The 22195-nt window shown below is 42.4% G+C and carries 18 protein-coding genes; 4 read left to right on the top strand and 14 right to left on the bottom strand.

Features of this window, described 5'->3' with window-relative positions; all coding sequences use genetic code 11:
* Positions 1-22: 22 nt before the first annotated feature.
* The 3 genes from A4V09_RS03190 to A4V09_RS03180 form a co-directional block, all read right to left on the bottom strand.
* Complete coding sequence (locus tag A4V09_RS03190; RefSeq protein ID WP_065541067.1) at positions 23-415, bottom strand: PH domain-containing protein; 393 nt, start codon at positions 413-415, stop codon at positions 23-25.
* 327 nt (positions 416-742) lie between these two features.
* A complete protein-coding gene (nifJ, locus tag A4V09_RS03185; RefSeq protein WP_065541066.1) occupies positions 743-4273 on the bottom strand; it encodes a pyruvate:ferredoxin (flavodoxin) oxidoreductase in 3531 nt (1176 codons plus the stop codon).
* A 144-nt stretch (positions 4274-4417) separates the two neighbouring features.
* Entirely contained in the window at positions 4418-4822 is a 405-nt protein-coding gene (locus A4V09_RS03180) for an RrF2 family transcriptional regulator (RefSeq protein WP_065541065.1), read from the bottom strand.
* 196 nt (positions 4823-5018) lie between these two features.
* On the opposite strand from A4V09_RS03180, the gene A4V09_RS03175 reads away from it, so the two are divergent.
* Positions 5019-6650, top strand: coding sequence for an ABC-F family ATP-binding cassette domain-containing protein (locus tag A4V09_RS03175; RefSeq protein WP_065541064.1), 1632 nt, complete (start codon positions 5019-5021; stop codon positions 6648-6650).
* 71 nt (positions 6651-6721) lie between these two features.
* Here A4V09_RS03175 and lysA read toward each other — a convergent pair whose 3' ends face one another.
* Positions 6722-7972: a diaminopimelate decarboxylase gene (gene lysA, locus A4V09_RS03170; RefSeq protein ID WP_084043415.1), complete on the bottom strand. Its 1251-nt coding sequence runs from the start codon at positions 7970-7972 to the stop codon at positions 6722-6724.
* A gap of 125 nt (positions 7973-8097) precedes the next feature.
* Between lysA and A4V09_RS03165 the strand changes: the two genes are divergently transcribed.
* Positions 8098-8937 carry a LysR family transcriptional regulator gene (locus tag A4V09_RS03165; protein ID WP_065541062.1) on the top strand — a complete coding sequence of 280 codons (840 nt, stop codon included), beginning with the start codon at positions 8098-8100 and terminating at the stop codon, positions 8935-8937.
* Between the two features lie 132 nt (positions 8938-9069).
* Here the strand turns inward: A4V09_RS03165 and A4V09_RS03160 are convergent, their stop codons facing one another.
* Positions 9070-9723, bottom strand: a complete 654-nt coding sequence (locus tag A4V09_RS03160; protein WP_065541061.1) for a hypothetical protein — start codon at positions 9721-9723, stop codon at positions 9070-9072.
* A gap of 332 nt (positions 9724-10055) precedes the next feature.
* Positions 10056-10847 carry a GNAT family N-acetyltransferase gene (locus A4V09_RS03155; protein ID WP_065541060.1) on the bottom strand — a complete coding sequence of 264 codons (792 nt, stop codon included), beginning with the start codon at positions 10845-10847 and terminating at the stop codon, positions 10056-10058.
* A 194-nt stretch (positions 10848-11041) separates the two neighbouring features.
* Here A4V09_RS03155 and A4V09_RS03150 point away from each other — a divergent pair, with 194 nt between their 5' ends.
* Complete coding sequence (locus A4V09_RS03150; RefSeq protein ID WP_065541059.1) at positions 11042-11467, top strand: MarR family winged helix-turn-helix transcriptional regulator; 426 nt, start codon at positions 11042-11044, stop codon at positions 11465-11467.
* Entirely contained in the window at positions 11468-12823 is a 1356-nt protein-coding gene (locus tag A4V09_RS03145; RefSeq protein ID WP_065541058.1) for an MATE family efflux transporter, read from the top strand.
* 72 nt (positions 12824-12895) lie between these two features.
* On the opposite strand, the gene A4V09_RS03140 is transcribed toward A4V09_RS03145, so the two are convergent.
* From A4V09_RS03140 to A4V09_RS26660, 8 genes are all read right to left on the bottom strand, one after another.
* A complete protein-coding gene (locus A4V09_RS03140; RefSeq protein WP_065541057.1) occupies positions 12896-13873 on the bottom strand; it encodes an ROK family protein in 978 nt (325 codons plus the stop codon).
* Between the two features lie 219 nt (positions 13874-14092).
* On the bottom strand, positions 14093-15136 hold the full coding sequence (locus A4V09_RS03130; protein ID WP_065544610.1) for a ribonucleotide-diphosphate reductase subunit beta: 1044 nt from the start codon (positions 15134-15136) through the stop codon (positions 14093-14095).
* Positions 15133-17697: a ribonucleoside-diphosphate reductase subunit alpha gene (locus A4V09_RS03125; RefSeq protein WP_065541055.1), complete on the bottom strand. Its 2565-nt coding sequence runs from the start codon at positions 17695-17697 to the stop codon at positions 15133-15135. Before A4V09_RS03125 ends, A4V09_RS03130 begins: the two co-directional genes overlap by 4 nt.
* 347 nt (positions 17698-18044) lie before the next feature.
* Positions 18045-18221 carry a biotin/lipoyl-containing protein gene (locus tag A4V09_RS03120; protein ID WP_274537190.1) on the bottom strand — a complete coding sequence of 59 codons (177 nt, stop codon included), beginning with the start codon at positions 18219-18221 and terminating at the stop codon, positions 18045-18047.
* Between the two features lie 190 nt (positions 18222-18411).
* Entirely contained in the window at positions 18412-18831 is a 420-nt protein-coding gene (locus A4V09_RS03115; protein WP_065541054.1) for a YjdF family protein, read from the bottom strand.
* A 579-nt stretch (positions 18832-19410) separates the two neighbouring features.
* Positions 19411-19989: a hypothetical protein gene (locus A4V09_RS03105; protein WP_065541052.1), complete on the bottom strand. Its 579-nt coding sequence runs from the start codon at positions 19987-19989 to the stop codon at positions 19411-19413.
* A 1034-nt stretch (positions 19990-21023) separates the two neighbouring features.
* Entirely contained in the window at positions 21024-21674 is a 651-nt protein-coding gene (locus A4V09_RS03100) for a hypothetical protein (protein ID WP_065541051.1), read from the bottom strand.
* Positions 21675-21692: 18 nt separating this feature from the next.
* On the bottom strand, positions 21693-21857 hold the full coding sequence (locus tag A4V09_RS26660; protein WP_408606830.1) for a DUF5659 domain-containing protein: 165 nt from the start codon (positions 21855-21857) through the stop codon (positions 21693-21695).
* Positions 21858-22195 lie beyond the last annotated feature (338 nt).

Below are 22195 nucleotides of genomic sequence, written 5' to 3'. Positions count from 1 at the left end.
AGATTACCCCTTATAAATTTAGTCAATCATCATCTTCATAGGTATATTCTTCCTCTTCATACGAATGTTCCCCATAAAATTCTCTTCCCACTACATTCTTCCTCTGTCTGCAATCCTCCACCATCTCAGAAAGCATGGAACGAACTCTTTTGGGGGCAGAAATATTCTTCAGGACAATTTCCGGATTGCTGTCCACCTTTGTCTTAACGATCAAATCTCCGGTTCCAAAAATTTTACCAGCCAGTGTCTGTACCATGGTCACATCCACAATCCGATATAAAAGTGTCTCATCCAAAGTGGTTCTCAGCAGTCCTGCTTCTATCATCAGTCTCTCGTTCTCTATATAATACTTCGTAAATGACCAGGGAAACCACATAAAATGCTTCCGGTCTTCCCATATTAGATTGTCACTCATAGTAATAACCTCCTTATTATTAATACGTCAAAACTGTTAGTTACTTTCACAGTTACGAATAAAAACCCATACTAAACCGTACTTGGCAGCAGCATTTCCACCTGCCGGGAAATTTTTATGGTCAGCCTAGTGAATACGCTGACTTGTTAAGTTATTGCTATACGTTTCAGTATAATATGAATGCCTCAGAATAACAAGGGTTGTTTGAAATACATACTAGAAACAGAGGTATCATAGGAAAGGTTTCTGCTGCCTTACGCTCCACAAAAAAAGCAGGCACCACCCACCGGTGATGCCCGCAACTTATTTCACTCAAGAAACTAATAATTAATTTTCTGCATCTCCATACAGAGTAACCAGTTTCTTCAGATATTCATATCTTTCTTTAGCCTGTTTCTCGTTCAGAGCAAAGAGTTTAGCCGCCTTTTCAGGATTAGAACGTTTCAGAGAATTGTAACGAACCTCTCCATCCAGGAATGCCTGGTAATCTTCTGTCGGCTCTTTGGAATCCAGAGAGAATTTGCTTTCTGCTTCCGGATTGAAGCGGAAGTTATGCCAGTAGCCGGATTTAACAGCCAATTCTTCCTCTGTCTGAGCTTTGCTCATACCTTTTTTGATACCATGGTTGATACAAGGAGCATAAGCGATGATCAGGGATGGTCCCGGATATGCCTCAGCCTCAGCAATTGCTTTTACAGTCTGGTTGAAGTCCGCACCCATGGAAATCTGGGCAACATATACATAACCATAGCTCATAGCGATGGAAGCAAGGTCTTTCTTCTTAACTTCTTTACCGCCTGCAGCGAACTGTGCAATCGCACCTGTCGGAGTAGCCTTGGAAGACTGTCCGCCTGTGTTAGAGTAAACCTCTGTATCGAATACCATAATGTTGATGTCTTTTCCACTTGCTAATACGTGGTCAACACCGCCGAACCCGATATCGTAAGCCCATCCGTCACCACCGAATACCCACTGGGATTTTTTACCCAGGAAGTCTTTTTTCTTAACGATATCTTTGCAGGTATCGCAATCAATTCCTTCCATAGCAGCAACCAGTTTGTCAGTAGCCGCACCGTTGGCAGCACCACAATTGTAGGTATCTAACCACTCTTTGCATGCAGCTTTCACTTCTTCTGAAGCTTCTGCGCTTGCCATTACGGATTCTACTTTTTCTTTCAGGCCGCCGCGGATAGCGTTCTGAGCAAGTAACATACCATAACCGAACTCTGCATTATCCTCGAATAAGGAGTTATCCCATGCAGGACCCTGTCCTTTTGCGTTTACAGTGTACGGTGTAGACGGTGAGGAGTTACCCCAGATGGAGGAACAACCTGTTGCGTTTGCAATGTACATTCTATCACCGAACAGCTGAGTGATCAACTTTGCGTACGGTGTCTCACCACAACCTGCACAAGCACCTGAGAACTCAAGCAGAGGCTGTTTGAACTGAGAACCTTTTACAGTCGTCTCTTTGAATTTAGCAACAACATCTTCTTTAACCGGAAGAGATACAGCGTAATCAAAGAATTTCTGAGATTCAACATTTGCTTCCATGTTTTCCATAACAAGGGCTTTTGCACCTTTCTTTCCTGGGCAGACATTTGCACAGGAACCACATCCGGTACAGTCAAGAGCGGATACTGCGATAGCAAATTTATATTCTTTCATACCAGTCATATCAAGAGCTGCCGGAGCATTTGCTGCCTCAGCCTCTGTCATAGCAACCGGACGAATGGATGCATGCGGGCATACATACGCACAACGGTTACACTGGATACAGTTTTCAGGCTGCCATACCGGGATATTTACTGCAATACCACGTTTCTCGTAAGCAGATGTTCCGGATGGAGTTGTACCATCAACATATTCTGTGAATGCAGATACAGGCAGTGAGTTACCTTCCTGAGCTGTAACTTTAGCCTGAACGTTGTTAACGAAGTCTACCACTTCTTTTCTTCCGTTCTCTGCATGAGTCAGGTCAAGACCTTCGTCTGTAGCAGTTTTCCAGCTTTCCGGAACCTGAACTTCTACGATCTGTTTTGCACCTTCATCAATAGCTGCCCAGTTTTTCGCAACTACGTCATCACCTTTACGTCCGTATGTAGCTTTTGCTGCTGCTTTCATCAGATCAATAGCCTGCGCTTCCGGAATGATGTCAGCCAGTTTGAAGAATGCGGACTGCAGGATTGTGTTGATACGAGTCGGGCCCATGCCTGTCTCAATACCAATCTTAACACCATCGATCACATAGAATTTGATGTTGTGGTTAGCAATAAATTCTTTTACCTGTCCCGGTAAGTGTTTTTCCAGACCTTCCATGTCCCAAGGACAGTTCAGCAGGAATGTACCTCCGTCTACCAGTTCCTGAACCATGTTGTATTTTCTTACATAGGAAGGATTATGGCATGCAACGAAGTTTGCTTTCTTGATCAGGTATGTAGATTTAATCGGTTTTTTACCAAAACGCAGGTGAGACATAGTAACGCCGCCGGATTTCTTTGAGTCATAGTCAAAGTAAGCCTGAGCATACATATCTGTGTTGTCACCAATGATTTTGATGGAGTTCTTGTTAGCACCTACTGTACCGTCAGCGCCCAGACCCCAGAATTTACAGTTGATGGTTCCTTCCGGTGTTGTAACGATAGGAGTACCAACTTCCAGAGACAGATTTGTAACATCATCCACGATACCTACTGTGAATTTTTTCTTCTCTGTGTTCTCATATACAGCAACAACCTGAGCCGGTGTGGTATCTTTGGAACCTAAGCCGTAACGTCCTGTAAGAATCGGAACTGCATCGAATTTGCTTCCTTTTAATGCAGCAACAACGTCTAAGTATAACGGCTCACCCAGAGAGCCCGGTTCTTTTGTTCTGTCTAAAACAGTGATCTGTTTTACAGTTTCCGGAATAGCTTCGATCAATGCGTCAGCGCAGAATGGTCTGTACAGACGAACTTTTACAACGCCGACTTTCTTGCCGGCTGCCAGTAAATAGTCGATAGTCTCTTCAATGGTATCGTTTACAGAACCCATAGCAACGATTACGTGCTCAGCATCTGCTGCTCCGTAGTAGTTGAACAGTTTGTAGTCTGTACCGATTTTAGCGTTTACTTTATCCATGTATTCCTGAACGATCGCCGGTAAAGCATCGTAGTAAGGATTACATGCTTCTCTTGCCTGGAAGAAGATGTCAGGGTTCTGTGCAGAACCTCTCTGGCACGGATGGTTTGGATTCAGTGCGCGGGCGCGGAATTCATCAACAGCGTCCATGTCTACCATCTCTTTTAAGTCTTCGTAATCCCATGTCTCGATTTTCTGAATCTCATGAGAAGTACGGAAACCATCAAAGAAGTTGATGAACGGAACTTTACCTTTGATAGATGCCATATGAGCAACCGGTGTCAGGTCCATAACTTCCTGTACGGAAGATTCACAAAGCATAGCACATCCTGTCTGACGACATGCGTATACATCGGAATGGTCTCCGAAGATTGACAGTGCGTGGCTTGCAAGTGCACGGGCGGACACGTTGAATACACCCGGTAACTGCTCACCAGCGATTTTATAAAGATTAGGGATCATTAACAGAAGACCCTGTGATGCGGTATATGTAGTAGTCAGGGCACCTGCTGCCAGGGATCCATGCACAGCACCTGCTGCACCAGCCTCAGACTGCATCTCAGTAACCTGTACTTCTTGTCCGAAAATGTTCTTTCTTCCCTGTGTTGCCCATTCGTCTGTAGCCTCTGCCATTACAGATGACGGGGTAATCGGGTAAATCGCTGCAACATCGGAAAATGCGTAAGACGCATGAGCTGCTGCATGATTACCATCCATGGTTTTCATCTTTCTAGCCATTTGTTATTTTCCTCCTTGAAAATTGTTATAAACAATGTTCCACTTCGCTCCCCGAAGTCTATCGAAATTATATCACGATTCGCCAAGCATGTCCATTTTTTAACGTAAATAAGTAGAATGTTTTTTGAAAAAAACAAATCCCGGCTACTCTTCCTCCATAATTTCACGAATCGTCCTGGCACCAAGCTCTCTCAGCAGGCTTTTTTGTATTTTGTACAGCTCTTTATGGACCTTACATCCCTCTTCATCCTGGTTGCGCACACAGGGCTTGTCCGGATTCATACACTCAATCATGTAAAATTCCGGCTCCACTGCCAGGTAGATATCCAGCAGGGTAATCTGGCCAATATCTTTCTTCAGTGCATATCCTCCATTGCTACCGCGGAAGCTCTTCACCAAATCTCCTTTTTCCAGTTTTTTGAGTATTTTATATACAAACGCAGGAGTTAGTTCCTCCTTTTCGCATATCTGGTTCACGCAAAGTTTTTCTCCTCCAGCAAGTGCCCGGACAATCCGCACCGCGTAGTCGCATTCTCTCGTAATCAGCATTTTTCCTGTGCTCCTTTCCTGTACTCTCTGTGGTCTTCTCTCGTCCCTCTTTTTTCCTAATGGTGTCCATTATACCTTTGTATACTTAATTTATCAAGTATTTTAAAAGAAATGCTTGCAAATTCCACATTTTACTGTAAAATAAGAAGAGATTACGCAAAGAAAATTGTAAGTTTTTTATAAGTGAGGGATTAACATGATTGCAGCAAATAAGGTCACTTTACGAATCGGTAAAAAAGCACTGTTTGAAGACGTCAATATCAAGTTTACGGAGGGAAACTGTTATGGTTTGATCGGTGCTAACGGCGCCGGCAAATCTACTTTTTTAAAAATCCTTTCCGGTCAGCTTGAGACCACCAGCGGTGATATCACAATCACACCCGGACAGCGTCTCTCCTTTCTTCAGCAGGATCACTTCAAATATGATGCCTATTCGGTTCTTGACACAGTTATCATGGGCAACAAACGTCTGTATGATATTATGAAAGAAAAAGAAGCCATCTACGCAAAAGAAGATTTTTCTGATGAAGATGGAATCCGGGCCAGCGAACTGGAAGGTGAGTTTGCCGAGATGAACGGCTGGGAAGCTGAATCCGATGCAGCACAGCTCTTAAATGGTCTGGGAATTGAAACAGAACTACACTATTCCATAATGGGCGACCTGACAGGAAGCCAGAAAGTAAAGATCCTACTCGCACAGGCCCTGTTTGGAAACCCTGATATACTTCTTCTGGATGAGCCTACCAACCACTTGGATCTGGATGCGATTGAATGGCTGGAGGAATTCCTGATCAATTTTGAAAATACCGTCATTGTGGTGTCCCATGACCGTTACTTTTTAAATAAGGTATGTACACATACTGCGGATATTGACTACGGTAAAATCCAGCTCTATGCCGGAAACTATGATTTCTGGTACGAGTCCAGCCAGCTTCTGATCAAACAGATGAAAGAAGCTAACCGAAAAAAAGAAGAAAAGATCAAAGAGTTACAGGAGTTTATTTCCAGATTCTCCGCCAACGCTTCAAAATCAAAACAGGCCACATCCAGAAAACGTGCCCTGGAGAAAATCCAGCTGGATGATATGCGCCCTTCCAGCCGCAAATACCCATACATTGATTTCCGTCCAAACCGCGATATCGGAAACGAAGTGCTCATGGTAGAAGGTCTTTCAAAAACCATTGACGGTGTGAAAATATTGGACAACATTTCCTTTACTCTCGGTCATGATGATAAAGTTGCATTTGTGGGGGGAAATGAACAGGCCAAAACCGTACTCTTCAAGATCCTTGTTGGAGAAATAGAGCCGGATGAGGGAACCTACAAATGGGGTGTCACCACATCTCAGGCATATTTTCCCAAAGATAATACCGCGGAGTTTGACAATGACCTGACAATTGCAGACTGGCTGACTCAATACTCTGAAATTAAAGATGCTACCTATGTGCGGGGTTTTCTTGGACGTATGTTGTTCCCAGGCGAAGATGGTGTAAAAAAAGTCCGCATACTCTCCGGAGGAGAAAAGGTGAGATGTCTTTTATCTAAAATGATGATTTCAGGTGCCAATGTGCTGGTTTTTGATGAACCTACCAACCATTTGGATATGGAATCTATTACCGCACTGAACAACGGTATGATCAAATTCCCCGGTGTCATCCTGTTTGCGTCTCATGACCATCAGATTGTACAGACCACAGCGAACCGTATCATGGAAATACTTCCAAACGGTATACTGATTGATAAGATCACTACTTATGATGAATATCTGGCGAGCGATGAAATGGCAAGAAAACGCCAGGTATATACCATGACAGAGGAAGACAACTAAAAGTCAAGAAGGGAAAGGGAGCATTCCTCTCTGCCCGTCAGAGAAGAATGCTCCCTTCTGATACCAGCCTGTTATGGCAGCAATACATAGTTTTTCACCAAATCGTCCAGTGTATCACGTTTTCTGATGAGACAATTTTCTCCGTCTCTTTTTACCAGAACCTCTGCCGGCCTAAGTCTTCCATTATAATTAGAGCTCATGACATGTCCATAAGCACCTGCATCCAAAACTCCAATCATATCTTTTTCCTCTATATGGGGAAGTTCCCTGTCTTTTGCCAGAATGTCACCACTCTCGCAAATATTACCTACTATAGTGACTGTCTCTCTTTTTCCTGTCACCTTCCTATTTTTTTCATATACCTCAATCTCATGATATGAATCGTATAATACCGGGCGCATAAGTACGTTAAATCCAATATCTGTGCCAATATATTTTTTTCCATGATTGGTTTTCACCGTATTCACGGTTCCCAAAAGAACTGACGATTCTGCCGTCACATAGCGCCCTGGTTCTGCCCGGAAGGTAATTTCCTTGCCATATTCCTTCACAAAACGGTACATGATCTCATCCAGGGATTTTCCCAAATCTGCCAAATCCAGTCTCTGAATCTGATTCTCTTTATGATAGGCGATGCCAAATCCCCCACCAAAATCCACAAATTCCAAATCAGAAAATTCTTTTGCACATTCCAGAAGGGAATCCACACTCTTCAGGTATTGTTCTTTTTCTAAAAAAAGGGAGCCAATATGCTGGTTCACACCAACCAGTTTAAGGCTATAGCGGGCAAGAACAGCTTTCACTTCAGGGAGCATCTCCACATCAATTCCGAATTTTGTTTTCTTGCCTGCTGTGATGACTTTCTGATGATGTCCTGCACCATAGCCGGGATTCAGACGAACAGCTACTTTTCCTCCTGGATTCAGTCTTCCATACTGTTCCAGCTGAGAGAGGGAATCCACGCTGGTAGTCACGCCTGCCTCTATGGCATAGCGCATCTCCTGCTCAGATACATTATTACAGATATAGAATATTTCATTTGCCTCATAACCTGCCATTTTGGCTAGATATATTTCTCCTGGTGACATGACATCCACCTCAAGACCCTCCTCTTTGACGATCTGCAGAAGGGCAGGATTGAAATTCGCTTTAATTGAATAGTCAATAACAAAATGAGGATATCTCACCATTTTCTTCAATTCTCTGCATCGGGAGCGCAGCGTTTCTTCATTATATACATAAACCGGACTGCCGTACATTTCTGTAATTTGTTCCGGCTCCATATTACCATAGAAGCCCTCTTCTCTCAAATTGTACTCCATAATATTTATCTCTCCTTATAGCAATGTCTTTATACTTAATTCTTGACAAATTATATCTTATTCTTTATAATTTGTAAAATAAATTAATCGCATTGTTATAATTCGTTTTTTCGATAGGAGTTTGTATGAATACAACATCTTTGGAAACATTTTTAGCGCTCAGTAAAATTTTAAACTTTACCAAAGCTTCCGAGTCACTTTTTGTAGCACAGTCTACTGTTACAAACAGAATTGCCGAATTGGAAAAAGAACTCGGCCAGCCCTTGTTTGTCCGCAGTCCAAGAAGCCTGAAACTTACAGAAGCCGGTATAAAGTTTATTGATTATGCCAACCGTATACTTGCCTTGGAAAAATCAGCAGTTACAATGCTGAACACACAGGATTTTTCCAGGGGGAATCTGCATATTGGTACAACAAACACAATTTACGAGTGTCATTTAAAAGTACCCCTGCTTGGTTATATGCAGGAACACAGGGACGTGAATACAAAAGTCACCATTTCCCATTCTATGGAACTGCTTCATACGCTCCAGGATGATTTGCTTGATTTTGCATTTACCTATATTCCATTGAAGAAACAAGGGTTCACCTGCCAATGTTTTAAAAAAGACGAACTGGTTCTTGTCTGTCGCAGCAGCGACATAAACTATCAGAAGGGAATCACCAGAAAAGACCTTCCAAAATTGAACTACCTTTTCTGTAATTTTGCCCTGCAGGAAGTGGGTCTCTTTATCCGTCAGCTTTTTCCAGACAATTACCATTTTTCCTTTGAGATAGACAACAGTACCAAACTTCTTGACTTTGTTCTGGCAGGCCTGGGTTATAGCTTTCTCCCTCTCAGCCTTGTCAAAAAAGAAATTGAGGCTGACAGGCTCCGCGTTATACCGCTGCTGGATTTCGATTCTCCAAAAATAAACAATTATCTTACTATGAAGACAGGTTATGAATTCCCCTTCTATGTTTGAACGTAACTATTGGGTACCTGCATAATCACCAGCAAAATCTATGGAGAATCACCTTGTGGAGTTTTCGCCTGGCTGCTGAACGTTTCCTTACAGCACATACAGCCAATCTACAGACCTGCTAAACAGTTACATTTAAACAACTTTTTTCTGCCCCTGCGTCAAACTATCAAATTTACTTTCCAATATCACGAGCCTGGATTCCAATTGGTTAACCTTTAAATGGTAAAGCTCATCCGTTTGGGAAACCCGCAGGGCATCTGTAAATTTACGGCTTAAATCTACATGATTTTCCGCAATAATTTTAATATTTCTCTGAACTTCATTTTCTATAATAAATTTAGTTTGTTCCAATTCATCTCTCACAGCCGTAATCTCTTTCTCAAGGCAGTCCAGCCTCGTTTCAACATTATTTAGCTGAATTTTCATTTGCTTAATGGATTCTTCTACTAGTTCAAATCTTTTATCTATCTGTCTAAATTTATCATCTATTTGTTCAAGCTTTTCATCTATCTGCTCAAACCTCTTATCTACCTGTTCAAATCTCTTATCTACCTGTCCAAATCTCTTATCTATCTGTTCAAATCTCTTATCTACCTGTTCAAATCTCTTATCTATCTGTTCAAATCTTCTATCTATATGCTCAAACCGTTCCTCCATTCTTTCCGCGTTTTCATTCAGGCGATTATTTACCTGTTCAAATTTTTCATCCACCTGCAAATATAATGGCTGCAGCTTATTGTCAAACAACTTTTCCAGCATATTGATATCCTCTGTTGTAAATCCCATATTGTACCTTCCTTTCCATATACTCATTTACTTTACTTGGTATCCCATGTCTTACCTGTTGTCATGGGGAGCCGGCTTTTATCGCCATGGCAATGATGTAAGACATAAAAACTTTATCTGTTATGCTTTATAGCTTATCATATTACAGTGCATATTTCTATTGACATATTGCATATTCGCATTTTTTGTAAACTCTGCGAAAAATCACGCCCTTAAAACATTCCTGTTTTGTATCTATCTGCTGAAAATATATTAATTATCACCAATCCACTTCTTCCCTCCTGCAAAAACCCGGAATCCGAAACATCATTCGTTATCTATTTTTCACCTATTCAATTTTTCTTCATCCTTGTATATTTGTACACTTCATAGACTGTATACTCTTTATCAAAATGATAGCCCAGTTTTTCTGACAATGCCACTGAAGCAGGATTCTGGGCATCCCAGCTGGGATACAGGCCCCGCTCCAGACAATCCAGAATAAGCTGTGCGGCACAGCAGAGCGCCAGTTTCTTTCTTCGGTAATCTTCACGGGTATCCACCTCAATTTCAATCCCTTCTTTATAGACCGTGTAGGAAGACGCACCGGCTGCCAAAATCTTTTTATCGAAGGCTGCAACCCCCAGTCCGCGTTTCCTGTAGTCTTCGTAATCTTTAAACTGAGAACACAGATCTGCAGACCATGAATTCTCCATAACCTGCCTGTAAGTCTCTTTATCAATTTTATGCAGGGAAAATCCCTCGGGACAATGCTTTACTATATCCCTGAGCCTCTCTTTGTCAAATACATCCGGCTCTTTCCTGATCGCATATCGTTTTCGTTTTTTTGAACATCCCTGATAAACCTTTTCTATCAAATCTCCCCATTCTACCGAACCCGGCACCATAATGATAAACTCTGATTCTCTGTCATCCGGTTTATTTCGCACAAGCGCCTCCTCCGGCTGCCCTGCAAAAAAGCAGAAATCCCCCACTACTATCTGCGCGGACCGCGGATTCTCCCGGGTATCTCCGTAAGCTCTTCCCATACAATCCTGAAGGCAGGACCAGATCAAAATCTCCTCCCATCCTGCGAACAATTCCGCAATAACGCTTTTATCCATGATCTCCACTATTTTTTCCATTCATACTCCTTTCTCATCCGGCATCTTCACGTTATAAATATTACCCGGAACTGTGATCAATGAACAGCGGCCTATTAATCCTCAGTATAACATATATAAATATTTCATGTTGACATTTTCCTTTTACATACATATAATAAATAGTTGTCCATGCAACAGTTGTAAATTACAACCAATTTCAAGGAGGCAGTTATATGAATAATCATTTTGTCAGCATCATACGACGCTGCGAATTGTCATATGTAAGGGGTGAGATGGAAAGGTACGGGCTGATTCCCCTGGAAGGCAGGCTGATCCGTATCCTCAAGGATAAAAGCTGCAGTCAGGAGGAAATGGCGGATTATCTGAATCTGGATAAAGGCAGGATTGCAAAGAACCTGGCATCTCTTGAGGAGAAAGGTCTTATATGCCGCAAGATCAATGAACGCGACCGTCGTCAAAAATTTGTATCTCTGACAGATAAAGGCGGGGAGATTTATGAACATATCCGGGATATCTACAAAACCTGGGACCAAATATGCTATGCCGGCTTTTCCGAGGAGGAACAGCAAATACATCAGGACCACATCAAACGAATTGCAAATAATGCAGTTACATACAGAAAAAAGGGGGGGATTTAAATGGTAAAAAATCTGACGGAAGGCAAACCTCTGAAGCTGCTCTTTTTCTTCGCGCTTCCTATGGTTATCGGAAACTTTTTTCAGCAGCTATACAATATGGTGGATTCCATGGTAGTTGGAAAGTTTGTAGGTGAGGATGCGCTTGCAGCGGTAGGCTCCTCCTTCCCTGTTGTTTTTCTGGCTGTAGCAATCGCTGCCGGCCTCTCCATGGGATGTACGGTTGTCATTTCCCAGCTCTTTGGAGCCGGCCAGATCCGGGAAATGAAGACCACCATCTCCACTGCACTGATCGCTCTGGGTGTCATCGGACTGGCGATCATGGCGGCCGGCGAGCTGGCTGCCGAACCGCTTCTGAAACTTTTGGGAACAGATGCGGATATCATGGCAGACTCACTTACCTATCTGCGTATTTATTTTGGAGGCGCTGTTTTCCTGTTTCTCTACAATACATTAAACGGCATTTACAACGCCCTGGGAGACAGCAATACACCGCTTAAATTTCTTATGGTATCTGCTCTGACAAACATCGGGCTTGATCTGCTCTTTGTCATTCGTTTCCATATGGGTGTGGCAGGTGTCGCCTGGGCAACGCTGATCGCACAGGGCCTGTGCGCAGTGGCCTCCTTCTTTGTGCTCATTAAAAGAATGAAGAATATGGAAAATGAACCTGCTGCCGCAAACAAAAAGTTTTCTCTTTTCGAAGCCAGCGCTGCCCGGAGAATCGCCCGTGTCGGTGTTCCCTCAATGCTGCAGCAGTCCATTGTCTCACTGAGTATGATGTTCATGCAGGGACTGGTCAACTCCTACGGCAAAGTATTTGTAGCCGGATATACAGCAGCAACAAAAATTGATACGCTGGCTATGATGCCAAATATGAACTTTTCAAACGCCATGTCAAGTTATACCGCACAGAATATCGGTGCCGGAAAAGAAAAACGGGTGGTTCAGGGTTATAAAGCCTGTCTGCTCATGGTACTTATTTTCTCCCTGATCATCACCGGCATAATTTATCTCTTCGGCCCCCAGCTCCTCACCCTGTTCCTGAACCGCGGTTCAGATGGAAGTGCTATGGGATACGGACTGAAATACATGAAAACAGTCTCCGTATTTTATGTATTAATGGGACTGATGTTCGTAGGCAACGGTCTTTTGAGAGGTGCCGGAGATATGGGTGCCTTTATGCTGAGTTCCATGTCTAATCTGTTTTCCAGAGTTGCCATCGCATACCTTCTGGCTCATTTCATCGGTGCCAGTGCGATCTGGTGGTCAATCCCCATCGGCTGGGGAATTGGTGCTATATTCTCCTTTATCCGCGTACAGAGCGGTAAATGGAAACTAAAAAAACTGGTTGGCTGACTTTGCCTGGATGAAAGTATAAATATCCGGCTCATGCATAGACTACTCCTTTGCGTGAACCGGATATTTATACTATACTTCTGTTCTGTTACTATTTTTAATGGCAGCGGCTTTGGCTGCCCCCAGCATTCCCGATGCGTCTCCCAGTTGGGCTGTTACAATTGTGCAGGCTTTTCCGGATATCTCCAATGCATGGGTATCCACAATCTCCCTTGCCTTTGACAGCAGACGTTCCCCTGCCGCAGACATGCCGCCCCCAATTATGATACACTCCGGGTTATATAGGTTGATCACATTTACAAGGCCATACCCCAGGATTTCCCCTGTTTCCTCCATAGCCTCTCTCGCAAGCGTATCACCCGCATCAAAGGCTCTGGATACCATCTTAGCTGTAATCTCTTCCGGATCATGGGTCCATGCTGTAAGTATTGTCTCCTCTTTTGCCTCTATCTTTTCCTTCACGGTGCGCAAAAGTCCCAACGCTGACACATACCGCCCCAGGCAGCCCGAGCTTTTACAGCGGCAGGGCCGTCCCTCCCTGTACATATTCATATGACCGATTTCCCCCATACTGCCGGTTGCCCCATACAGAATATGTCCATCAATCATGACCCCTGCCCCCAATCCGGTGCCCAAAGTCAGAAGCACAACATTCTTTTTCCCTTTGCCTGCACCAAAAAAACATTCCCCATACAGATTTACACGGACGTCATTGTCAATAAACACCGGAATCCCTAACCGTTTCCTAAACCAATGGACAATGGGAACATTCTCCCATTTTGGAAAATTTGGCGAAAACAGGGATATGCCATTATCTATATCCAGAAGGCCCGGCACCCCGATTCCCATAACTTCCACTTCCGGAAGCGATGTTCCTGCCTTTAAAAGCAGATCCCTGATATTTTCTTCCATCCGTTCCAAAACCCCTTCTGCCCCCAGATGCACCATGGTAGGTGTCCTCTGTTCAGCCACCGGGGAGAAATCGTTTGTAAACAGAGAGGTCTTGATATTCGTTCCTCCCAGATCCATACCCATTATATACTTTTTCATTTACTGTCCTTTCCGTCACTCTTTCAATTCTTTTCCTTTGCCCCCTGTAACTCAGCCGCATGAAATGTTCCTCTTAACCATTTTGCTATACAGTTAATTATACATAAAAAAGAATCCGAAAACAACACTTGTGCCGCAGACAGAAAAAGCCACCGCCCACTATTTTTTATGAATGGACTGAGAATCACAATCTGATCGTCACTGGCAGCACCATATTGATTATAGATCATCCACCAGCGCGCTGCTCTTTGCATAGGCCGTACTTTTGGCTTCAAAAAAATCGGTTTTGATCAGGTTTGCATTACTGTACTGACCTACCCAGCGCATGCTCTCCGGTTCTGTATCATGGCCCTGATAAATCCCTTCAAATCCCAGACTGAAACATCTCAGATTACCCAGATATTTTATATAATCCCTTACCATTTCTCCGTTAAGACCCGCAATGTCCTCCCCAATCACATAGGCCCCCCAGGTCATCTCCTGTTCGCATCCTTCTTTTATCATCCCACGGTAGATTTTTACTTTATCTTCCGTAAACATTTCCGGCTCCTCTTTTTTCAATTCCATAAGAATGTTTCTGAACAGCCAGAGATGTGTATTTTCATCCCGGTTGATATAGCGGATGACCTGTGCAGTGCCCGGCATTTTATGGTTCCTGCCCAAATTGTAAAAAAACATAAATCCGCTGTAAAAATAAACGCCCTCCAATACATAATTGGCTACAATGGTTTTCATAAAGGTAAACATGTCCTTTTTCTGTTGGAAATCATTATACAGGCTGCCGATAAAAGTATTTCTTTTCAGCAAATGCTCATCATCTCTCCACTGGTACAAAACTTCCGTACGTTTCTGCGGCTCACAGATGGTGTCCAGCATATAACTGTAGCTCTGGCTGTGTACTGCCTCCTGGAAGGCCTGGATGGAAAGGCAGAGATTCACCTCATTTGCAGTAATATACTCACTGACTGCAGGCAGGTTGGCAGTTTGAATACTGTCCAGAAAGACAAGAAAAGACAGAATCTTATCATAAGCACGTCTCTCTTTTTGTGACAGTCCGGGGTAATCTCTCACATCCACATTCAGATTAATCTCCTCCGGAATCCAGAAGTTATTCATGGCCTGGCGGTACCAGTCACTGACCCAGGTATATTTCATATTATTAAAGTCATTGAGATTTGTTGTATTGCCTCCCACCATTTTACGGTGCTGTATTTCACAGTCACCCTGTGGATTAAACAAAGGCTTTTTCTTCATTTCCATCAGCTTGCGCACACCTCGCATTCTTCCACTTCCAGGCTTCTAGAACGGATATAGTATATGGTCTTCACCTCTTCCTCCCAGGCGAGCAGGTACAAATTAAGTACCTGGCGGAAAGTATAGTCATTGGTAATATACAGATTCATACTCTGTGCCTGGTCAATATGGCGCTGCCGGATTCCACAGGCACGGACAGACCATTCCTGATTGATATGATGAGCATTTTTGTAATACCAATAAGTGTCTGTATTAAGCTCCGGTGCCACCCTGGGCACAAGGCCGTTCTTTTTCTCCTCCAGAAAATACCGGTTCATCACCGGGTCAACACCTGCTGTTGTTCCCGCGATCATGCTGGTGCTGCTTGTTGGAGCAACTGCAAGGAGATAACCATTGCGCATCCCTTTTAACTTCACCTGGTTTTTGAGAGAACACCAGCGCTCCGAGACATATGCCCGTTTTTCAAAATAAGCACCACTTTCCCACTCACTTCCCGGAAAATACGAGTAACTTCCCTTTTCCTCCGCATTTTCACAGCTCGCTCTCACAGCCGCAAAATTGATGTCTTCAAAAATTCGGTCCACCAGTTGTAAATGTTCCTCAGACTCCCAGAGGATCCCCTTCTTTGCCAGCATATGATGATATCCACTGACTCCCAGCCCTACGGGGCGGTATTTCATGTTATTGATTCTGGCATAGGGAACCGGAAAGAAGTTCAGATCAATAACATTATCCAGGGCACGCATAGCATTTCTTGTGATCTCCTCTATCTCCTGTCTATTATCCACATCAATTCTTCCCAGCGAAAGACTTGCCAGGTTACACACCACAAATTCTCCCGGTTGTGTAACAGTTACAACCACAGTCTCGTTGTCCACAACTTCCGTCCTCTGTTCCACCTGTTTAATGGGGCTCATATTCTGGGCAATTTCTGTACAGAGATTACTGCCGTATATTATGCCTTTGTGACTGTTTGGATTGGCTTTGTTGACAATATCCCTGTTGAAAGTAAAGGGAGTACCTGTCTCCGCAGCACTTCGGATGATCAGGCGTATCAGTTCCTTGATTGGAATCACCCGTTTTTTGATTCTGCTGTCAGCCACACATTCCTGGTATTTCCGCTCCCACTCCTGACCGAAGGAATCTTCCAGAGCATACCCTTTGATCGTAAGAATTTCGTGAGGGCACATGAGATACCAGTCAGCCTCTATGTCTTCTTTCGCTGTCTTCCAAAACAGGTCCGGGTAGCAGACCGCCGGGAATACATCATGGGCTTTCATCCTGTCATCTCCGTTATTTGTGCGCAGGCTTAAAAATTCAGGAAGATCTCTGTGCCATGCATCCAGATAGACAGCCACTGCTCCCTGCCGGACACCGAGCTGGTCCACTGCCACTGCCGTGTCATTTGCCAGTTTGATCCAGCGGATAACACCTCCTGCCGCTCCTTCAAACCCACGGATATCACTGCCTGCTGCCCTTACTTTTCCAAAATACAGCCCCATACCTCCGCCAAATTTGCTGACCTTTGCAAAATTGTCGATACTGCGGTAAATCCCATCCAGACTGTCCGGTACCGTGTCTATGAAGCAGGAGGAAAGCTGGTGATATGGTTTTCTGGCATTTGACAGCGTGGGGGTTGCCATAGTCACCTTTAATGTGCTGAGCATGTCATAGAAACGCCGAACCCACTTATCCCTGTTCTTCTTTTCCGGCATAGCCAGATGCATAGCAATGCCCAGAAACATCTCCTGCACGCTTTCCAGGGGAACATTCTGGCGGCTTTTGATCACATATCGGTTTAAAAGAAGCTCCAGACCGGAATAATTAAACAGATAATTTCTGTCCTCCTGCATGTATGTCTCGTATCGGAGAATCTCCTCCTTTGTATAATTTTCTAAAATATAGCTGCCATACAGACCCATCTTTGTCAGACAATGAATCTTATCATAAAAATTGTGTATCTGAAACTTTTCCAGTTCACGCTCTAATCTGTAGGTAAACTGCAGGTGTAAAATACGGCCCGCGGCAAATTCCCAGAGAGGTGCTTCCTGGGTCGTCAGTTCCACTGCAGCCTTTTTTAGTAAATCCAGGCGATCTTCCACCTGGATTCCTTCTCTATAAAAAGTGAGAAATTTGGCAAGCAGGTGCTCCAGGTGATACACATGGTCTGTATATTTAATCTGAATATCTTTGAGAACCATATCCAGTTCTCCTGCTTCCCCAAAATACCCCATGATCTTTCCCCTGACTTCCCGCCTTCTGCTTCTCTCGTTTCTATATAATATGAAGCTTTTCAGCACTTCGTAGTAATTCAGTTCAGTGAGTGAACGCTCTACAATGTCCTGTACTTGCTCTACCTGCAGCTGACAGGGCTCCAAAGTCTCCGTATGCCCGCTTTGTGCCTCATTTAAACAGTATTTTTCAATTTTATGTTCTGCCAGCTCTGCAACTTTTTCAATCTCCTCATTCATATATGGCTGACCGACACTTTTAAATGCCAGCAATACCGCATTTTTAATTTTTCGTATGTCATAGGGTTCTGACTGTCCACTTCTTTTCATAATGATCATGTTTTTCTTCTGCCTCCTCTTCCCTATTCTGCCCACTGTGTCAGTTTTCTAATACCTGTATGATAATGACCGGATAGTCACAAACACGGTTATGCATCTCATCAGGATATGTGGACCACTGACATTGTAACACAGAGAACGTGCATTCTCAACAATTTTAGTCCAGTTTAATTCTGGATTTTATTCATACATGGAAAAATACAGGTGAGGCGATATCGTGAAAAAGACCGGCAATTTATAAAATCATTCTACCATACTGATACTTTTCCTTCTATATATAAAGGGATAAGCACTTTCCCGCCCCTGCAGACCAGCGCTTATCCCTTTATGGTTATTTTACCTGTCAATTATTTTACTGTCTTAACTGTCATCAGCAGTTCCCCAGCTTTAATCTCTTTTCCCTCTTTTACAAGGATTTCATCCATCTCTCCATCCATGAGCGCAATTACATTTGTCTCCATCTTCATAGCCTCTACCACTGCCAGGACCTGATTCCTCTTGAATTTTTCTCCCGGTTTTACCAATCCCTTACTTACAAGAATTTAGTTATTTCTCTGTAACCCTATCACATATTGTTATTCTTTTATCATACCACAATCCATCATAATATACATTATTATTTTTCAACATTGTACATTTTGAACATATATTGCCAATACACAAAAAGACCTGAAACGAATTCCCGTTTCAAGCCTTTTTGAAGTGCACAAGAGATTATCTTCCTCTGTGCTTTTCCTTTCTTTTCTGCTGCCTAAGAACAAATTTTCTCTGATCCTCCTCTTCCCTTTTCTCTTTGGTAAAGGATTTACGTTTCTCTTTGTTTTCCTCATGCTGGAGTTTCAGAGCCTGCTGGGCTTTTGTGCCGATGCCCGTCTGGTTCATCTGCTTTTTCACCTCACGCTGCATCCTTTTGGGATTCCTGTGCTCTGTTCTTCTCCCCGCTTCGGCAACAGCCGGACTGAAACATAAACGATACCAGTTCTGACTGATAAATTCCTGTACCTCATACTCTTTTGGCTCAGGCCCAAATGTGACTTTACATACGGAGCAGCTTCCGTTGTCTGTTCGTTCACACAGGCCAATCCAAAAGGGGTCCTGAAAAAACACCTTCACTGTTATCGAAATTCTGTCCATATTTGTTCCTCCTTGAAATGTTTTAATGGACTGTGAGGAATACCTTCCGTGTATCGCTGCACATGTCCGGCAAAGAAGGGACGACCTAAGGAGGAAGGTTACTTACAGACTGCGCCATTTGTCGGCTCTGACTGCGCCCGGACTACCGGCCGGGTCTGTATGGTTTTTCCATACGTTGTGTTTTTATCTTTGCGTTTATAGTATAACGTATTTATATAAATTGTGCCACTTTTAACTTGGGAAAATAATCGCGCTCTTATGGAAAAGATAGCCGGAAAGGAATTAGAGGTTCCGTACTGACGCTCTTATCTCTATTCCTCGGTAATAACTGAAGGCCCGGCTTAAGGCTTTTCAGAGCCACAGACAACTGCAGCTCTGTAAAGTCCGCTTTACTTTATCTTTTAAACCAGGATTCCATATCCCCAGATTGGATTTGGATATCGTACCGTTTATCCAGAAAAGCACAGGATGTCTGATATCCCGGTGCTGCCACATCCGGTGTTATCTGATTAATCCTGGTATACCCGCGGCCTGCATTGGTTAGAATATGGTCTGTCAGCGGATCATACGCTGGGACCGTCAAAGCATTTTCAGAATTCCCCGGTATTGTAACCGTTGCATAGGGAGATGCCCCCCGGTTTGAATCTTATACCTATTACTGATGATTGAGAAAGAGACAAAATCAAATGCAAACAAATCTTCATTCCAGTAACACCATAAGAACTCTTCTAATCCTTCATCACCTAATGGAATATCTAACTGAAAATCCTTCAGTTTTTCAACTGTGAAATAATAGTCCTTACAATCCCACTTTTCCCCGTCATATTCCTTACTTATCGGGAACATAGACATAATCTCCCTCGGTGTGAGCTGCTTCATAAGCGTTTTCACACACTCTAAAAAATTGAAATCATTACTAACCTGCTCATATGTACCTGGTTCACGACTATGCCTCCTGTCAATTCTCTCAAGCCCGTAGTATTTCACAGCATAGAACACCCCACGTTTCAGATTTTCCCTACTTTGGTTCCAATCACTATAGACAGATATTGCAGCCAATTCCTTGCCAAATGCTTTCATATAGAGCTGTTCCAATCTTTTTTCTATATTGCCCGAATTACTGCTGTCACTATTTATCACTGTAAATTTTTCACTCATACTTTTATCCTCTCTTTCTGGTAAAACCACGAAATCTTCTTATCTCTTACACCTTATATCAAGCCTGTTACTGTGTTGGTATTTCCGATTAATTCGTAACCACCTCATGTTGATTCCCTCGAAACTCTATTGCTCCATGTAACAAATTGGGCGGCAAGTTGTTCTTGAGAGGATACCGAATTATTCGGTAAGCTAGAATGCTGGTTATTCCCTTCTCTATCCCATACAATCTCTCAAGTTCCTTAATTCTTTACTCTACTTTCATTCGATTTTCACTTCACTATATGAAGATGTGAAGGCTTATTACTTACCCTGTGAATTTCACCAGTCTGTCTATTCTGTATGACACCTGTTTCTTTATTGAATGTATAAGACGGTACACCCATATCATCTAACCATGTATCGGCTATTCCTCTACCCGTCTGCTCACGATATATTGCACTCATAGCACAAGTAAACTCTATATATACATTTCTCAGATCATCATTCTCATAGTCCCATAGCAGTTCTGAAATATAATCTCTTCCTACCGGCTTGTTCCAATCCAGTTTAGTTGACACTCCCCACGGCTAAAGCAGGGGATTCTTGTTTCTACCACTACTGCATTGGCTTATACCATACGGTATTGCAACGTCTTACACAGTGTCCACAAGCTAGATTATACTGTTTCCGTATGCCCTACGGTGCACATATTTCTTCTCTTTTATTTGCCATGTATAATACCTCCAAAAATAATTGTCCAGAAATTTGACAAGCCCCAATTTTAGGGGTAACATGTTTATATGGGAACATCCTAATTCTATTTTAAGGAAAAAAAGGATGAAAGGATGATCGCCATGTTATATATTACACTATTTATTCTATTATTTTGTTTCTGTTTGATATTTATAGTTCGTACTGTAAAATCTGATTCCAAATTAAGAAATTACTCTAAATATTAAATTCAGATTAATAGATTGGTACAGCTCTGGACTTTGGATGATAGAATTTCGCCACTCTAATAATGTTGCATTTGTCACATTGGCGCGAATTAACTATATCAATTCAGCAAAATCTTTAGCTGGATGTCGATCTGTTATAGTTACAAACCTACGTGTTGTATTTTCCTTATTCCAAGTTTTTAAAAAGTCAATCAACTGACTCAGCGCTCTCTCATATGCCCTTAATATAATAAAATCATTCTTAAATAAAATACGGTATGTTTCAATGTCACTTTCACTTAATGAAATAATATCAATTGTAGATATGAATTCATCGACAATTAAATTCCTTCTACCCTCAGTAAATATTTTTCTCTTAGTAGGATCTTTCATTAACACTTTATATTTTTGATGGGTAATAATTATAATAGGTATTTTATATAAAGTCTTATTTATATTATGAATATGAGGATATACAACGTCTTCATTGTTATAAGCGAATGCAATATTTTCTCCTGTGATTTTATTTATAATATTCATTGATTCCCTACAATCATTATCTGACCGCCTGACCAGAAGTGAATTCTTCCCATTGTTATATGCCTCAATCAATGCTGATTCTGCCGTCCTTGTTTTCCTACATCCTGCCTCTATATCAAATACCGCAAAATGTCCTGCATTCTTACCATATACGATTTCATGCATTAGCGCTTCCTTCTGTTTTTCCAATGCTTGAATATCACAATTTTCAATATTTGTATTCACCGTTAGTTCCCCCTTCGCCTACTTTGACATTGCGTTTCCAAAATAGACTTGGATACTTTTATGAATTTTATCTGAATCCATAAAATAGAACACATTTTTGCCTTTATATTTTTGATTTTCCTCTAATCCCATAAGTCTGTATCCAGACATTATTAAAAATCCAGCCAGACGCTGATTAAAGATGGGTATAGCTTTTTTCTATTTATTTTCTGTAATAACCGATTCCTCCAATCGTATGTAAATTATTTATAGGCGTATCAGTGTCCAGTAATTTTGTTTACCAATACACCCTAACTATCCGTTCTCTGGTGATTACTCACATCAGTAATTTTAATGTAAGAATTTGCCCTGTATATTACTATTCTCCGTTTCTACGCTGACATTTGAGTGAATATAGTCTCATTTAGTTTCTTTACTATGTTCTCAATATTTGTATCATTAGTGGCTTTTAACTTCGCATGAACTGTACAAATCATGTATGGAGCCATCTGCCCACCATGAACCATAATATAATCCTCACC

It is taken from the genome of Blautia pseudococcoides, assembly GCF_001689125.2.
Classification (GTDB): Bacteria; Bacillota; Clostridia; order Lachnospirales; family Lachnospiraceae; genus Blautia; species Blautia pseudococcoides.
The sequence above is the reverse complement of the archived record's forward strand: the minus strand, read 5'-3'. Positions and strand labels throughout refer to the sequence as shown.

Excerpts from the sequence above, each read along its gene's own strand:
- A4V09_RS03175 (WP_065541064.1), top strand. The coding sequence starts at position 5,019 with ATGATTGCAGCAAATAAGGTCACTTTACGAATCGGTAAAAAAGCACTG.
- A4V09_RS03190 (WP_065541067.1), bottom strand. The coding sequence starts at position 415 with ATGAGTGACAATCTAATATGGGAAGACCGGAAGCATTTTATGTGGTTT.
- A4V09_RS03125 (WP_065541055.1), bottom strand. The coding sequence starts at position 17,697 with ATGATCATTATGAAAAGAAGTGGACAGTCAGAACCCTATGACATACGA.
- A4V09_RS03145 (WP_065541058.1), top strand. The coding sequence starts at position 11,468 with ATGGTAAAAAATCTGACGGAAGGCAAACCTCTGAAGCTGCTCTTTTTC.
- A4V09_RS03165 (WP_065541062.1), top strand. The coding sequence starts at position 8,098 with ATGAATACAACATCTTTGGAAACATTTTTAGCGCTCAGTAAAATTTTA.
- A4V09_RS03180 (WP_065541065.1), bottom strand. The coding sequence starts at position 4,822 with ATGCTGATTACGAGAGAATGCGACTACGCGGTGCGGATTGTCCGGGCA.
- A4V09_RS03140 (WP_065541057.1), bottom strand. The coding sequence starts at position 13,873 with ATGAAAAAGTATATAATGGGTATGGATCTGGGAGGAACGAATATCAAG.
- A4V09_RS03105 (WP_065541052.1), bottom strand. The coding sequence starts at position 19,989 with ATGAGTGAAAAATTTACAGTGATAAATAGTGACAGCAGTAATTCGGGC.
- A4V09_RS03115 (WP_065541054.1), bottom strand. The coding sequence starts at position 18,831 with ATGGACAGAATTTCGATAACAGTGAAGGTGTTTTTTCAGGACCCCTTT.
- A4V09_RS03150 (WP_065541059.1), top strand. The coding sequence starts at position 11,042 with ATGAATAATCATTTTGTCAGCATCATACGACGCTGCGAATTGTCATAT.
- lysA (WP_084043415.1), bottom strand. The coding sequence starts at position 7,972 with ATGGAGTACAATTTGAGAGAAGAGGGCTTCTATGGTAATATGGAGCCG.
- nifJ (WP_065541066.1), bottom strand. The coding sequence starts at position 4,273 with ATGGCTAGAAAGATGAAAACCATGGATGGTAATCATGCAGCAGCTCAT.
- A4V09_RS03155 (WP_065541060.1), bottom strand. The coding sequence starts at position 10,847 with ATGGAAAAAATAGTGGAGATCATGGATAAAAGCGTTATTGCGGAATTG.
- A4V09_RS03160 (WP_065541061.1), bottom strand. The coding sequence starts at position 9,723 with ATGGGATTTACAACAGAGGATATCAATATGCTGGAAAAGTTGTTTGAC.